The organism is Clostridium estertheticum (assembly GCF_011065935.2).
GTDB lineage: Bacteria > Bacillota > Clostridia > Clostridiales > Clostridiaceae > Clostridium_AD > Clostridium_AD estertheticum_A.
On record NZ_JAAMNH020000001.1, the window covers coordinates 708,618 to 723,433 of the forward strand.

The following is a 14,816-nucleotide window of genomic DNA, read 5'->3' on the forward strand; positions in this document are numbered from 1 at the left end:
AATATGGAAGAGAGAATTTTAAAAGAGGTTTATGAGAGCTTAGCAAGTGGACACAAGGCGGCTTTAGTGACCATTACGGATATAAAGGGCTCTACCCCAAGGAAAAAAGGTTCTCTTATGGCAGTATGGGAAGATGGAACAATTGAGGGAAGTGTTGGTGGAGGTAATATTGAGTATGCGGTGATAGAAAAAGCTATAGAATGTATTAAGGAAGAAACTGATAGAGAATTTGAATTCCAGTTGAACGATGAAGGTGATTTGCATATGCAGTGCGGAGGCAAAGCTATTTTATATGTAAAGATATTTAAACCTAGATCAAAGCTGCTTATAATAGGTGCTGGGCATATAGGAGTAGAGCTTTTTAAGCTGGCAAAGCTATTAGATTTTTATACTGTAATATTTGATGATCGGGAAGAATTTGCAAATGAAAAGCGATTTGCCTGCGCCGATGAAATAATTGTAGGAGATATTGGGGAAAAGGTTTCAAGTTATCCTATTAACAAAAATACCTATATTATCATTGTAACAAGAGGTCATAAATGTGATGCGGATGCGCTTAAGGTTACTGCAGAATCTGAAGCTGCTTATATTGGAATGATCGGAAGTAAGAAAAAAACAGAATTTGTTATGAATAATCTAATTAGTGAAGGAATTGGAAAAGAAGCATTAAAAAAGGTATATGCACCAATAGGAATTAATATCTCTTCAGAAGAGCCAAATGAAATTGCCCTTGGGATTATGAGTGAAATATTATTGGTTAAAAATAGTGGTTCGCTGCAACATTTAAAGGACATAAAAAAGGTGGATTTTTAGATATACTATAATAATTAGAGGTGACTGATATGAAAAAAATACCAGTGAGTGAGGCAGTTGGATCGGTTTTATGTCATGATATTACACAAATTATTCCAGGAGTAATAAAGGATGTAGCATTTAAAAAAGGACATATAATTAAAGAGGAAGATATACCAGTATTACTTTCCATAGGCAAAGAAAATCTATTTGTTTGGGAGAAAAAAGAAGGATTTCTTCATGAAAATGATGCGGCAGAACGTTTGAGAGCCCTTACAGCAGGAGCTGGACTTACCTTTAGTGAAGTAAAAGAGGGAAAAATTAATTTTATAGCAGATTACCCAGGACTGCTTGTAATTAATACAAACCTATTATACCAGCTTAACTCATTAGGGGAGATAATTTTAGTTACATTGCATAATAACTACCCTGTAAAAAAGGGACAAAAGGTTGCAGGCACAAGAGTTATTCCTCTTGTAATTGAGGAGGCTAAAATAAAAAGAGCAGAGACTTTAATAGGTGATGAGAAAATTGTAAGTATATTACCCTTTACGCCAATGAAAGTTGGAATTGTTACTACAGGCAGTGAAGTGTATCACGGTAGAATAGTGGATGCTTTTGGCCCAGTAATAAGAAGAAAAGTTGAGGAATACGGTTGCGAAGTAATTGGACAATCTATACTTGCAGATGATGAGAATAAGATAAAGGAAGCAATTGAAGCATGGATAGAAAAGGGCGCTGACATGGTAATTTGTACAGGTGGTATGTCAGTAGATCCTGATGATGTTACTCCATCAGCAATTTTAAAAACAGGAGCAGAGCTTATAACTTATGGTGCACCAGTGCTTCCAGGAGCAATGTTTTTATTAGCTTATTGTGGGGATATTCCAATACTTGGACTTCCAGGATGCGTAATGTATAGTAGAACAACTATCTTTGATTTGGTTTTGCCAAGAATACTTGCAAGGGAAAGATTGTGCTTTGCTGATTTTGCTGCTTATGGACATGGCGGACTTTGCAATGAATGTGAGGAGTGCAAATATCCTGATTGTGCCTTTGGAAAAGGAGTTTAAATAAGTAAGGATTTAATAATATTAAATAGCAGGTAAAGCCTGGAAGTGCTTAAAAAAGGTGCTTAACAAAGCACTGCCATCCATTTTGGAGGGCTATGCTTTGTTTTTATTTTCACGGTTATGTAATTTTTTTATCTGTTTGTAAATATGATATTGGTAATAGAAAAAATTAAATATAAATGTTATAACAACAAAAGGCATAATAATTATTGGAAATAATTGGACTTGAGATTAAAAATTTCAATACAAAAGGAATAGGTGATATTTATGAATTTATTACATGAAAATAAAATACAAGCTATTTTTTCTAAAAATATGCATAGAGATAAAAAAGCCAATTATCCAGCATTTTTATGTGAGGATGAGTTACAAAAGGTAAGATCCTTCCATGAAACCATTAAAGATTATAACATAACTCCATTAGTGGATCTTAAGTGTTTAGCCACTGAGCTTGGCGTAAGGAATATATTTGTTAAGGACGAATCTAAAAGAATAGACCAAAACTCCTTTAAGATGCTAGGTGCATCCTACGCCATTGGTAAGTTTTTATGCCAAAAACTAGGTGTAGATATAGAAGATACAAGTTTTGAAGATTTGAAGTCTAGTGTGGTACGTAAAAGGATTGGAGAAATTACTTTTGTTACCTGTTCAGATGGTAACCATGGCAGAGGAGTGGCTTGGACTGCGAAGCAATTAGGTCAAAGGGCAGTAATATATTTGCCAAAGGGTACAGCAATAAGACGTGTACAAGCTATTAAAGACTTAGGTGCAGAGGCAGAAGTAACTGATTTAAACTATGATGATACCGTTAGATATGCTTTGCAAAAGGCTAAGGATAATGGTTGGCAAATGGTGCAAGATACATCTTGGGAGGGCTACACTGAAATACCTATGTGGATTATGCAGGGTTATTCTGATATGGGATATGAGGCTTTTTCGCAACTTAATGATTTAGGAGTTTCTAGGCCCACTCATGTTTTTCTCCAAGCAGGGGTAGGAGCTATGGCAGGAGGGGTACTGGGAGCATATGTGAATTTATATAAGGATAATCATCCAATAGTAACAATTATGGAACCAACTAATGCAGCATGTATGTTTAAGTCAGCATCCATTAATGATGGAAGTCCACATAAGGTAGAAGGAACACTTCACTCTATTATGGCAGGACTAGCTTGTGGAGAACCTATTCCTATGGGGTGGGAGATAATAAGAGATTTTGCATATTGCTATTGTACATGCCCTGATTATGTAACTGCAAGAGGAATGAGAGTTCTAGCAAATCCACTAGGGCAGGATGAAAAAATTGTTTCAGGAGAATCAGGAGCTGTTGGCATAGGCTTATTATCCATTCTTATGCAAAAAAAACACGTAGAGTCCATAAAAAAACAGCTTAAATTAGATAAAAATTCTATTGTACTTTTATTTAGTACTGAAGGAGATACAGATCCCATAAATTATAGAGATATACTTTGGGATGGTATGTATGAACTGCCATGCTTTGATTGTGAGACCCATTAAAATAAACAGATGAGAGACAACTATTTCCATCTATTCAAAAGGATTTTTTATGTATATGCATTTGCTTTATAAACAGAGGGGAAGGTGTAGTGGATGTTTGATTTAGGCATTGTAAATGGAAGGATTTATATAGAAGGTCATTGGTATGAAGGCAATCTGTATATAAAGGATAATAAAATATCAACGATTTCCCATGCAACACTCGAAGCTAGTGAAGAATATGATGCAAAGGGACGAGACATATTACCCGGTTTTATTGATCCTCATGTTCATTTTCAACTTACATGTGGAAAAAATACTTCAGTAGATGATTTTTATAATGGATCAAAAACCGCAGCTTTTGGTGGTATTACCACATATATTGATTTTTTAGACCCAGTAAAAAATAATATAGCTTTAAAAAAAGCTTTTGTGGAAAGACGGGCTCTGGCTTTGAACAGTGTAACTGATTATGCGTTTCATGCAACAATTGCGGGTTTAGATGAAGACCCTATTAGTTTTATGAATGAAGCTAAAAACTTAGGAATTCCTACAATAAAGTTATTTACTACTTATTCAAGTTCTGATAGGCGTACAAATGATAGAACTATAGATAGACTACTCAGGAATACTAAAGAAACAGGAACCCTTTTACTTGCGCATTCAGAAAATGATGGACTGATACTTGAAGGTGGAAAAATACATGTGTCACAGCATGAAAGCTCGAGACCTGCATTGGCAGAAATAAGTGAGGTAATAAAGCTTGCTGAAATGACTAAGTATAGAGATGGAAGGATGTATATTGTTCATACCAATTGTGGCACAACTATTGAGAGACTTAAAGAAAATTATAAATCTATTCTCAATAAGGATTTTATCATTGAAAGTTGTCCACATTACTTTATTTTTTCTTCTTCTAAATATCTACAGAGAAATGGATATTTGTTCACCATGACCCCACCACTTCGAAGTGATAGAGAAGTTAAAAAATTAAATGATGAAATAGATAATGTTTTTACAATAGGCACAGATCATTGTCCATTTAACTCCACGGAGAAAAACAGGGAATTTGTTGATGAGGTTCCCATGGGTATAGGGGGAGTAGAATATTCTTTTCCACTTATGTACGCAAGGTTCGGGGAAAAAATAATTGATAAGTTCACGAAAAACCCTGCAATGGTACATGGATTATGGCCTAAAAAAGGAACACTACTTCCAGGCGCAGATGCAGACATAGTTATATTTGACAAGAATGTGCATTATATTATAAAGGAAAATAACTCAAATGTGGACTACAATATATACAATGATATGGAGCTAACAGGTAAGGTTTGTTCTACTATTTCTAAGGGCAAATTTGTAGTTAAAGATGGTGTTTTTATAGGGGGAAAGGGTGAATATTTGAGTCGTCAGTTGAAGTAAGTTAGATTGATGGAAACAAAGGATGTGATTACTTGTATCGATATTTGGGAATTTCCTTAGAAAAATTATTAACCCTTGAGACATTTAATGGGGCTAAAATTTTAGCTGGAGCTAGAGGCATGTCTAAAAGAATTACAAAAGTAAATGTTATGGAGGTACCTGATATTATAGAGTGGGTTAGCCCGGGAGAGTTTTTACTTACAACTGCCTACTCTATAAAGGATAATATTAAAATACTTATTGAACTTATCCCTAAATTAAATGCAAAAGGTGTTGCTGGACTTGGCATTAAGGTAGGTAGATATGTTAGTGAACTACCTTGTGATATTATTGAGCTAGCAGATGAATTAGGATTTCCCATTATCGAAGTACCCTTTTGTGTTTCTCATACTGATGTAATATCAACTATACTTACTGAGGTAATTAATGATCAAATGAATATGCTCATAAAAATTAACGGATTTAACAGGGAAGTCATGAACATAATGATGAAGGGTGGTAGTCTAAAGGAAATAGCTACAAAGCTTTATGAAAATATAGGTAATTCTTTAGCTATATACGAAAATATGAGTGATAGTTGTGAAATCATTTGTAATGAAGAGGATAGAAATATAATTGATAATATTATATATGAGCATATAAGTCTTAAGTATAGTGAAGAGAGCAATTATGATGATGAAGGAAGTTATAAAGTACGTGTGGATGAGATTCGAGGAAGGATTATTGAAAGGGTATCAATTCCAATAATTATAGAAAACGTAGAATATGGATATATTTTTATTTGGCTTGATAAAAAGAATTTAACTCCCCTAGATAATATGCTTATAGAATCATATGTACATATAATAGCGCTGGATTTTGTTAAAAAGCTTTCACTATATAATATGGAGAACAATTATAAACTTGAGTTTTTTGATGATTTACTTAGTGATAATGAAAATAGGCAGAAAAGAGCAATAGAGAGAGCAAAGACATTTAAATTTTACAAAACACTTAAATATACAGTAATAGTAATTTTTTTAAAAGATATTTATTCTTTAAGTAAACTGATAATTGATAAGGTAAGTTCATCCCAGGAGAGCATAAGTGATTTATTGTTTATAATTGGTAGAATAGCAAAGCGTCAAAGAGAAAGAATAGTATATGTGGATAAAAGTGATAGAATATTAATACTTTATGGGAGTGAGAAAAATAAAAATTCTCAAACAATAAAGAATGAGGTAATTAATTTTTGTCAGAAGATACTAGAGGAGGCCTTGAAAAAATTTGATGGAAATAAGATAACAATAGGCATAGGACGTTCCTATGACAAGGTTGAACAATTATATAAAAGCCATGGGCAAGCAAAATTAATTGTTGAAAATTTAAGCAAAACAAATATCAGAAATATTAAACACTACGATGATTTAGGACTGTATAGAATTCTGGCATTTGAGGGTCTTCAGGGTGAACTTATTGAATTTTGTTCAGATACAATAAAGCCACTTATAGAATATGATAAGATAAATAATTCAGAACTTATCAAAACCTTAAGAATATATTTTGAATGCGATGGAAATATGAAAAAAATATCTGAAAAAATGTACATGCATTATAATACAATCATATATAGGGTACAACAAATAAAGGATATTACTGGCCTTGATTTAGAGAATGGGGACAGTAGACTTAATCTTGAAATTGCACTTAAGGCAATGGACTTAATACAAATATAGTAAAAAGCTGGCTCCTTGTGAGTCAGCTTTTGTTATTTTTTTTGTAATTAGTAAATGTTAACAATGAATTATAAGAATGTTTATGAAATACATATAAAGGTATTAATGAATAAAAATAGAAATTGGACAATAAGATTTAAATATAAAGGGATGATTTTATTGAAAGGATTATTTATATGCGAAAATCTACAAAAGATCATTTTGAAAAGAGGAACCATATGCGGATATGTTCACTCTGTATTTAAAAGTGCATGTAACATTGAATGTGATGGCTTATTCATAACACTGCTAAGCAGTGGAAAAAAAATGTCCCCAATGAGTATAGTTGTGGATGGATTAGAACAAGTTGATTTTAGGGGTCTAGATATAACACAAAATTTGATATTCGAATTTAGTGAAAGTAAAATTTATTGTGCAGAAGTGAATTTATTTATAACCATGAATAATGTTGAAAAGTGGTCTTCCTGTGTAGAGACAAATACTTCAAACTGCTTAGAATATCAACTTTTAGAGAACATAAAGATTATTGGACAAGGGGTAAAAACACTTGGAAAGAACTATGGTATGGGGCCACTTGTAAATATGATTGCAGGTAAACTACCAGACCTTGAATTAGTTGCTTTTCATGAAGATACTTTTGATAAAAGCTTTGAATTTATAGTGGATAGGTTTATGAATTTTATTCAAGCTTTTCTAAGAGCAGATGTGATTGGAATAGGAAATATAGCACAGAGTGTTATAGGTTTTGGCTATGGACTTACACCAGCCATGGATGATTTTATTAGCGGGTTAATGATTTCATACATATATATGGGAACTTATTATAAGTTAAATCTTGAACAAATATATGATTTTAACAGTAAAATAATTAGCTCGGGATTACATAAAACAACTAGAGTTAGCTCTGAAATGTTAAGGCATTCATCAGTGGGAGAGATAAATGAGGCTGTGAAGAATCTAATGGCAGTAATTTTAAACTTTGATGATGATAATGAGGATGAGAATCATAAAAATATTATTAAATCACTGACAGAGGTTATTGGATATGGTGAAACATCTGGAACTGACACAACATTTGGAATTTATGTAGGACTTAAGATTTTGACTAATTTAAGGTATAGGAGGGTTTGGATAAATGAATCATTGCGTGGATATTAGAAAAAATACTTACTATGATTCGGTGGCACTCATGTTAATAAGTAAGGAAATTAAAAAAATGCCAAATGTCAAACAAGTTATAGTTGGTATGGGAACAGATCTGAATAAAGAGCTAACAGAAAATTTAGGATTATCAAATGACGCAGTAATGGCCTTAACACCAAATGATTTTTTCATAGCGGCATGGAGTGATGATGAAAATGCATTAGAAATCATAGTTGAAAAGGTTAATGAACTATTAAATACTAAGGGGCCTGACAATGACTTGGCCAGCGAGTATAAACCCACAACGCTTAGTGCTGCGATTGTGCATCTAGAAGGAGCTAACATGGCAATTATATCCTTGCCTGGAAAATACGCTGCATATGAAGCAAAAAAAGCGTTAGATAATAACCTTCATGTAATGTTATTTAGCGATAATGTGACAGTAGAAGAAGAAATTGAGTTAAAAGAAATAGGCAGAGATAAGGGACTTTTAGTTATGGGACCAGATTGTGGAACTGCAATTATTAATGGTGTACCCCTTTGTTTTGCAAATGTTGTGAGAAGGGGTGACATAGGTATTGTGGGGGCCTCTGGTACAGGAACACAGGAGGTTACTGTTATTATAGATAAAATGGGTGGTGGAGTATCTCAGGTTATTGGAACAGGTGGAAGAGATCTTAAAAGTGAAGTTGGCGGAATTATGATGATTGAGGGTTTTAAGGCCTTAATAGATGACTACGATACAAAGGTTATAGTTTTAATATCTAAACCACCAGCACCAGAAGTGGCAGAAAAAATATTGAATATGGTGAGGACCACAGATAAGCCAGTTGTTGTAAGCTTTATAGGTGGCGATAGATGCGTTATTGAAAATCAGGGTGCGTACTCATGTGTGAATTTAGAGGATGCAGCAAGAAAGGCAGTATTGCTATCAAATGGTAAAAAAATATACGATTTTACTGGCTTTACATTATCAGATCTGGAAATTGATACAATTGTTCAAGATGAATATAAAAAGTTTAGTAGTGGCCAGAAGTATCTGAGAGCACTATATACCGGTGGAACCTTGGCGGATGAAGCAATGAAGATGCTACGCACGGAGGGCTATAGGATATACTCTAATATCCCCTTGTCAGCTGAACTTAAACTCGCCGATGTGCACAAAAGCGTGGAACACACAATTGTTGACCTAGGGGACGATGATTTCACTGTTGGAAAGCCACATCCTATGATAGATCCAGTGGCTAGGGTAGAAAGACTACCTAAGGAAGCTGCGGATGATGAAGTTGCTATAGTACTTATGGATTTTGTGCTGGGTTATGGATCAAACATAGATCCAGCTGGCGAAATGCTTCAATCTATAATAGATGCAAAAAAAGCTATGCAAAACAAAAATAAATATTTATGTGTAATTGGCTATATATGTGGTACAGAAGGAGACCCTCAAAATTACAAATACCAACATGAAATGCTAGAAAATGTAGGGGTTATACTAATGCCATCTAATGCTCAAGCCGTTAAACTATCCTCATTAATTCTCGGAAGATTAAATAAAAGATAAGGGAGGTGTGTGCATTGCCTAAGATAAATAAATTATTCAGTATGAAACTTAAGGTTATAAATATGGGACTACCGTCTTTCCATAGTGATTTAAAGAAGCAAAATGTAGAGAGTATGCATGTTAATTGGAGACCGCCAAGCGAGGCAAGTAAAAAGCTTTCTGTTTTAGAAGCAGCCAGCATAAGTGAAAAAATTGAAATTGCAAACAAGGAGGCACTTACAAGACTTCTTGCAGCACAACCAATAATTGTTGGTATAGGCACCGCAGGAACTCATATACCAGGCATGACAAAAAAGACAATTCTTCATGCAGGCCCACCTATATCTTGGGGTGAAATGAGTGAACCACTTAAAGGCGCAATTGTTGGTGGACTTATATATGAAAAATTAGCGACAAATGAAGAAGATGGAAGGAGGCTTGCGTCTTCTGGGGAGATATTATTTGATTCCTGTCATCATCATTCCACAGTAGGACCCATGGCAGGGGTAGTTACAAGTTCAATGCCAGTTTGGATTTTGCAAAATAAGACCTTTGGAAATTTTGCATATTGTACATTGAACGAAGGTTTAGGTAAGGTACTAAGGTTTGGAGCATTTAGCCCAGAAGTCATTGATAGACTTAATTGGATGGAAAAGGTACTTGCACCGGTACTTAGGGAAGCTCTGGAAATAAAGGGAACTGTAGATTTAAAAACTATAATAGCTCAAAGTCTTCAAATGGGTGATGAAGGACATAACAGAAACAAGGCAGGAACATCCTTATTATTTAGGGAACTTGCACCTTGTATTGTTAAAACCAAATTTTCCGATGATGAAAAAGCTGCAGTACTAATCTTTATAGATAAAAACGATCATTTTTTCCTAAATGTATCCATGCCAGCATGTAAATGTAGCTTAGACCCACTAAGTGATATTCCAAATAGCACTGTAGTTTATACAATGTCAAGGAATGGTACTAATTTTGGTATAAGGGTAGCCGGTACAGGAGATGAATGGTTTACCGCACCTTGCGAACTGGTGAATGGTCTTTATTTTCCAGGCTTTGAGGAAAAGGATGCGAATCCTGATATTGGAGATAGCTGTATAACAGAAACAGCAGGAATAGGTGGATTTGCTATGGCAACTGCTCCAGCAATTGTTCAATTTGTAGGAGGAACACCAAAGGATGCTATAAATTACACGACCAGCATGTACGAAATAACCTGCGGCGAAAATAATGCCTTTAAAATACCAAATATTAATTTTAGGGGAACACCAACTGGAATTGATCTTAGAAAAGTTATTGAAACAAGAATATTACCAGTAATTAATACTGGAATTGCATGTAATAGAGCCGGTGTTGGGCAAGTAGGGGCAGGCATAGTTCATCCTCCAATGAAATGTTTTGAAGATGCGCTTACCTCTTTTATTAAAAAAACAGTTGAAAATAATTTATTATAAATGGAGGGTATATTATGAATATTATTGATGCTTTTAAAAATGTAAAAATGTATGATTTAACTCAAAAAATTAGCCATTTAACACCAGCGTGGCCAACTTATGAACCACTTGAAATTAAGTTTTTCAAAAGACTTTCATCCAATGGTGCAAATGGCCAGGTACTAACTCATTCAAATCATGTTGGTACTCACCTTGATGGGTCCCTACATTTTTGTACACATGGAAGAGATATAGCAAGTATTCCACTTGAAGAACTTGTGGCACCTGGAGTTGTTGTTGATATTTCAGATATAGCTGAGGATTATGGAATATATACTTCAAAGGACATAATGGATAGGGCAGATGTTAGAAAAGGTGACATTTTAATTATACATACCGGCTATCATAAATATGGCTGGGATGAACCAGAGGCAGATGAGGAAAGAGTAATGATGAGACATCCAGGACCTACAAAGGAATTTGCAAATTGGTGTAAGGAAATGGAATTTAAATGGATAGGCGTTGACTGTGGTTCTGCAGATCATCCGATGAACACAAAGATTCGTGAATGGGCTCCGAAGGAAGCAAGGCGCGCAGATAAATATTTGAAAGCTAAATATGGTAAGGGCATAGAAGATTTTTGGCCAGAGGATGATTATCAATTAATGCATTATGACTTATTCCCTATTAATATTATTCATGCTGAAAACATTGGCGGAGATATTGATAAAGTTCTAGGTAAGAGATTAATAATAGGCTGCTTCCCATGGAGATTTGAAGGTGGAGAATCCTGCATATCACGTATAGTAGCTTTTGACGCAGAATAGCTTTTGATAAAGAGTAGTTTTTGAAAAAAATACGAATTTGAAAGGATGATAAATAATGATAGTAGATAAAATGGAACAAAGTTTGAGGCCAGTAGAGTCAGAAATGGTGCCTTATCCAGCTAAGTATATTACAATGGCCACTGGAGAAAAATTAGTAATTCGCCAAATCAAAAGGGAAGAAGTGCCACATATTTTAGAAGCGGTAAAGCCACTTATGACAGTGGAAGTTGATTTTTATGATATTGTCGCATCTAGAATATACTCTGAACTTTTAGGTTACTACAGATATAGAGTAAAGGATGAATATTGCCTAATTGGAACAATAGATGGAATTTTAGTCGGTATTGTTAATGGACGTTTAGTTGATGATAAAGTAGGTATGTCATATCATACCATGACATTAAAGCAAGGGCTTAGAATTGGAGCACAATTATTTGCAGCAAAAATGGAATATCATTTGGACTTCTTAAATCAAGAAGAAGTACTAATTGTTGCCGAGAGTCCAAATGGATTCAAGAGATGGATGATTGAATATGAACTTGAATCAAGACCAGAAACTTGGCATGAGCTAGGTGGAGTACCAACCTATGTGTTAACTAAAGCCTTGTGGGAAAAACATAAAGGTACTAAACTAGGTGGCCGCCGTCCAGTATCTGAAGAACTACTTAAAACTGCAGAGCACCCAATGCTTCCAGAAACTTATGCTCAAATTCCAGGATATAAAAGATGAGAGAAGTTGGTATTGTAGGGATAGGCCATAGTAAATTTGGTAAAATGTCAGGCGGGACATTCACTGATATGCTAAGTATGGCTGCTGTGCAGGCACTAGATGATGCTGGTGTAAAAACAGGTATTGGACACGGTGTTGATCAGGTTTTTGTATCAACTATGGGCGCTGGTATCCTTAATAAACAAAGCGGTATTGCCTCAGCGCTTGTGGATTATTTGAATTTAAGACCAGCAATGGCTGAAACAATAGAAAATGGTCCAGCCTCAGGAGCATCCGCTATAAAACTTGGATATATGGCTATAGCAAGTGGTATGTGTGATTGTGTTCTTGTGGTTGGTGGAGAAATGATGAGGGTTGTTAGCGGTTGGGAGGGAACAGATTTTGTTGCCACAATGCTTCATCCAGAAGCTGAATATAACTATGGGCTAACTTTACCAGCTTTTGCAGGACTATTTACAAAATTATGTATGGAGAAATATGGAGTAACTGAAAAGGATTTATCAATAGTAGCAGTTAAAAATCATGAAAATGCAACCCATAATCCAGTAGCACATATACACGTGGTGCCTAATCTGTATTGCATAACAGAGGATGAGGATGCACATATAATGAACCCATATGTTGCAGAGCCACTTCGAATGTATCATTGTTGTCCTGTATCTGACGGGTCAGCGGCAGTTTTATTATGTGCCATGGACAAAGCAGATAGATTTATTAAAAAACCAATAAAAATAGCAGGCATAGGGCAAGCGACAGATACGCACGCAGTAGCTGAAAGAGAAGTGCCTACTGATCTACTTGCAGTTCGTCTTGCAGCACAAATGGCATATAAAATGTCTGGACTTACTCCAAAGGATATTGATGTTGCAGAGCTTCATGATGCCTTCCAAATACTGGAGATAGTTGAATCTGAAGAGGTTGGTTTTTTTGAGAGGGGTGAGGGTCATATAGCAGCACGAAATGGTGAGACAAAGATTGGAGGTATTATTCCAATTAACACTTCAGGAGGCTTAAAAGCAAAGGGTCATCCACTTGGCGCAACGGGGGTTTCTCAGGTTGTAGAAATTGTAAAACAATTAAGAGGAGAAGCTACAGGACGTCAAGTAGAGGGTGCTAAGTCTGGATTAACAGTTAACTTTGGTGGGTTTGGTAATAATGTAGTTGCAATTATACTCACTAAGGAGGAATCATAATTATGGAACAAGAAATGTATGCTTATAAATGTACAGCTTGTGGTGAACTTCACCATCCTAAGCATTATGTATGTAAAAAGTGTGGAAATAGAAAGTTTGAAGAAGTTCCACTAGATGGTGAAGTAACCCTTGTAACTTATACAAAAGTATATAATCTTCCAGAGGGATATATGAAACCATATATGGGTTTTGGAATTGTTAAATTCACAAATGGCCTTGTTGTAAGTGGACAACTTGAAGTAGAAAACCCTCAGATAGGGATGAAGCTTATGTCAACAGTAGGAGTTGTAAAAGAAGGCATTGGTAAGGATTATTACGGATTTATTTTCAAAGCAATATAATAGTTAACTTTTTATTTGTTTAACATTAGGGACAGTTACTAAGTACTGGTTGTCAAAGGAGACGACTCTTTAATTTCTTAGTAACTGTCCCTATAAACATAAATACAATGGTTCGTATCTCTTGCAGGATTACCAGATTACTAAAGATACTATGAATAAGTAAATAACTCCTTATTAAGTGTTAAAAAAGTCATCTTAAATTTATTATTTTTAATATTTAAGATGGCTATTGATGATAAAATTTTATAAAAATGGGGGGATTAAATTGCAGGATATTAAGTATCTAAGGCCAGAAACCTTAAATGAGGCAGCCGAACTTTTAGATATGTATGGAAGTGATGGAAAGATTCTAGCTGGGGGAACAGACATAATCATAGCACTGAAGGATAGAGCAATAATATGTAAATATTTAATTGATATTAAGGCAATAAAGGAACTTTCGAATATTACTTATACTGATGCAAACGGACTGTCCATAGGTGCAGCAGTATGTTTAAATGAAGTAATAGAGTCAGGTGATGTAAAAGCAAATTACAGTATTCTAGTTGAGGCTGCAAAAACGCTTGCAAATAGTTTGCTTAGAAATAGAGCAACGCTGATAGGAAACATTTGCAATTCCTCACCGGGTGGTGATATGTTACCAGCGTCTTTAGTACTGGAAGGCAGGGTTGAAGCTTATTCAATAAATGGTAAAAGAGAAGTGCCTTTAAGGGAATTTTTTCTTGGAGTAAAGAAAAACGCCATAAAAGGAAATGAAATTGTAACAAGAATTATTTTTCCACCCACAGTTGGTACAGGAAGGTATCTTAAAAAGTCAAGAATAAAGGGTCATGACCTTGCCCAAATAAGTGTGGGAGCATTTTTAAAAAATGATGGAACACTTAAAATATCTCTAGGTGCAGTTGCACCAACACCAATATTAATTGAAGATTTTAGAAACTATAGAAAAGAAGAACTTACAAATAACATTAAAGAAATTACTGATAATATTATGAGTAAAATAAGGCCAATAAGCGATGTACGTGCAACTAAAGAGTATAGGATAACCATGGTGGAATATTTGACAAGTGAAATTCTTAGGAATCTCGGGGGGGCAAATTAATT

General features: G+C 34.8%; 13 protein-coding genes. All 13 read left to right on the forward strand.

From position 1 onward, the window contains the following. The first annotated feature begins 3 nt into the window (after positions 1 to 3). The 13 genes from G9F72_RS03280 (at position 4) to G9F72_RS03340 (ending at position 14,814) form a co-directional block, all read left to right on the forward strand. Entirely contained in the window at positions 4 to 813 is an 810-nt protein-coding gene (locus G9F72_RS03280) for an XdhC family protein (RefSeq protein WP_164959129.1), read from the forward strand. 29 nt (positions 814 to 842) lie between these two features. Then, positions 843 to 1,865, forward strand: coding sequence for a molybdopterin-binding protein (locus G9F72_RS03285; RefSeq protein ID WP_164959128.1), 1,023 nt, complete (start codon positions 843 to 845; stop codon positions 1,863 to 1,865). Positions 1,866 to 2,132: 267 nt separating this feature from the next. Further along, entirely contained in the window at positions 2,133 to 3,383 is a 1,251-nt protein-coding gene (gene dpaL, locus G9F72_RS03290; protein ID WP_164959127.1) for a diaminopropionate ammonia-lyase, read from the forward strand. A 93-nt stretch (positions 3,384 to 3,476) separates the two neighbouring features. Continuing rightward, entirely contained in the window at positions 3,477 to 4,784 is a 1,308-nt protein-coding gene (locus tag G9F72_RS03295; RefSeq protein WP_164959126.1) for a dihydroorotase, read from the forward strand. Between the two features lie 32 nt (positions 4,785 to 4,816). Next, complete coding sequence (locus tag G9F72_RS03300) at positions 4,817 to 6,499, forward strand: PucR family transcriptional regulator (protein ID WP_164959125.1); 1,683 nt, start codon at positions 4,817 to 4,819, stop codon at positions 6,497 to 6,499. 63 nt (positions 6,500 to 6,562) lie between these two features. Further along, on the forward strand, positions 6,563 to 7,657 hold the full coding sequence (locus G9F72_RS03305; protein WP_224675939.1) for a DUF2877 domain-containing protein: 1,095 nt from the start codon (positions 6,563 to 6,565) through the stop codon (positions 7,655 to 7,657). Beyond that, positions 7,635 to 9,203, forward strand: coding sequence for an acyl-CoA synthetase FdrA (fdrA, locus tag G9F72_RS03310; protein WP_164959123.1), 1,569 nt, complete (start codon positions 7,635 to 7,637; stop codon positions 9,201 to 9,203). Before G9F72_RS03305 ends, fdrA begins: the two co-directional genes overlap by 23 nt. A gap of 14 nt (positions 9,204 to 9,217) precedes the next feature. Further along, complete coding sequence (locus G9F72_RS03315) at positions 9,218 to 10,642, forward strand: DUF1116 domain-containing protein (RefSeq protein WP_164959122.1); 1,425 nt, start codon at positions 9,218 to 9,220, stop codon at positions 10,640 to 10,642. A 14-nt stretch (positions 10,643 to 10,656) separates the two neighbouring features. Continuing rightward, positions 10,657 to 11,448, forward strand: a complete 792-nt coding sequence (locus tag G9F72_RS03320; protein ID WP_164959121.1) for a cyclase family protein — start codon at positions 10,657 to 10,659, stop codon at positions 11,446 to 11,448. Between the two features lie 55 nt (positions 11,449 to 11,503). Continuing rightward, the gene (locus G9F72_RS03325) at positions 11,504 to 12,178 is read left to right on the forward strand and encodes a hypothetical protein (RefSeq protein WP_164959120.1); all 675 of its coding nucleotides are present in this window, start codon (positions 11,504 to 11,506) and stop codon (positions 12,176 to 12,178) included. Further along, positions 12,175 to 13,371 carry a thiolase C-terminal domain-containing protein gene (locus G9F72_RS03330; protein ID WP_164959119.1) on the forward strand — a complete coding sequence of 399 codons (1,197 nt, stop codon included), beginning with the start codon at positions 12,175 to 12,177 and terminating at the stop codon, positions 13,369 to 13,371. The genes G9F72_RS03325 and G9F72_RS03330 overlap by 4 nt, the downstream gene beginning before the upstream one ends. A 2-nt stretch (positions 13,372 to 13,373) precedes the next feature. Next, positions 13,374 to 13,712 carry a Zn-ribbon domain-containing OB-fold protein gene (locus G9F72_RS03335; protein WP_164959118.1) on the forward strand — a complete coding sequence of 113 codons (339 nt, stop codon included), beginning with the start codon at positions 13,374 to 13,376 and terminating at the stop codon, positions 13,710 to 13,712. A 265-nt stretch (positions 13,713 to 13,977) separates the two neighbouring features. Continuing rightward, on the forward strand, positions 13,978 to 14,814 hold the full coding sequence (locus G9F72_RS03340; protein ID WP_164959117.1) for an FAD binding domain-containing protein: 837 nt from the start codon (positions 13,978 to 13,980) through the stop codon (positions 14,812 to 14,814). Positions 14,815 to 14,816 lie beyond the last annotated feature (2 nt).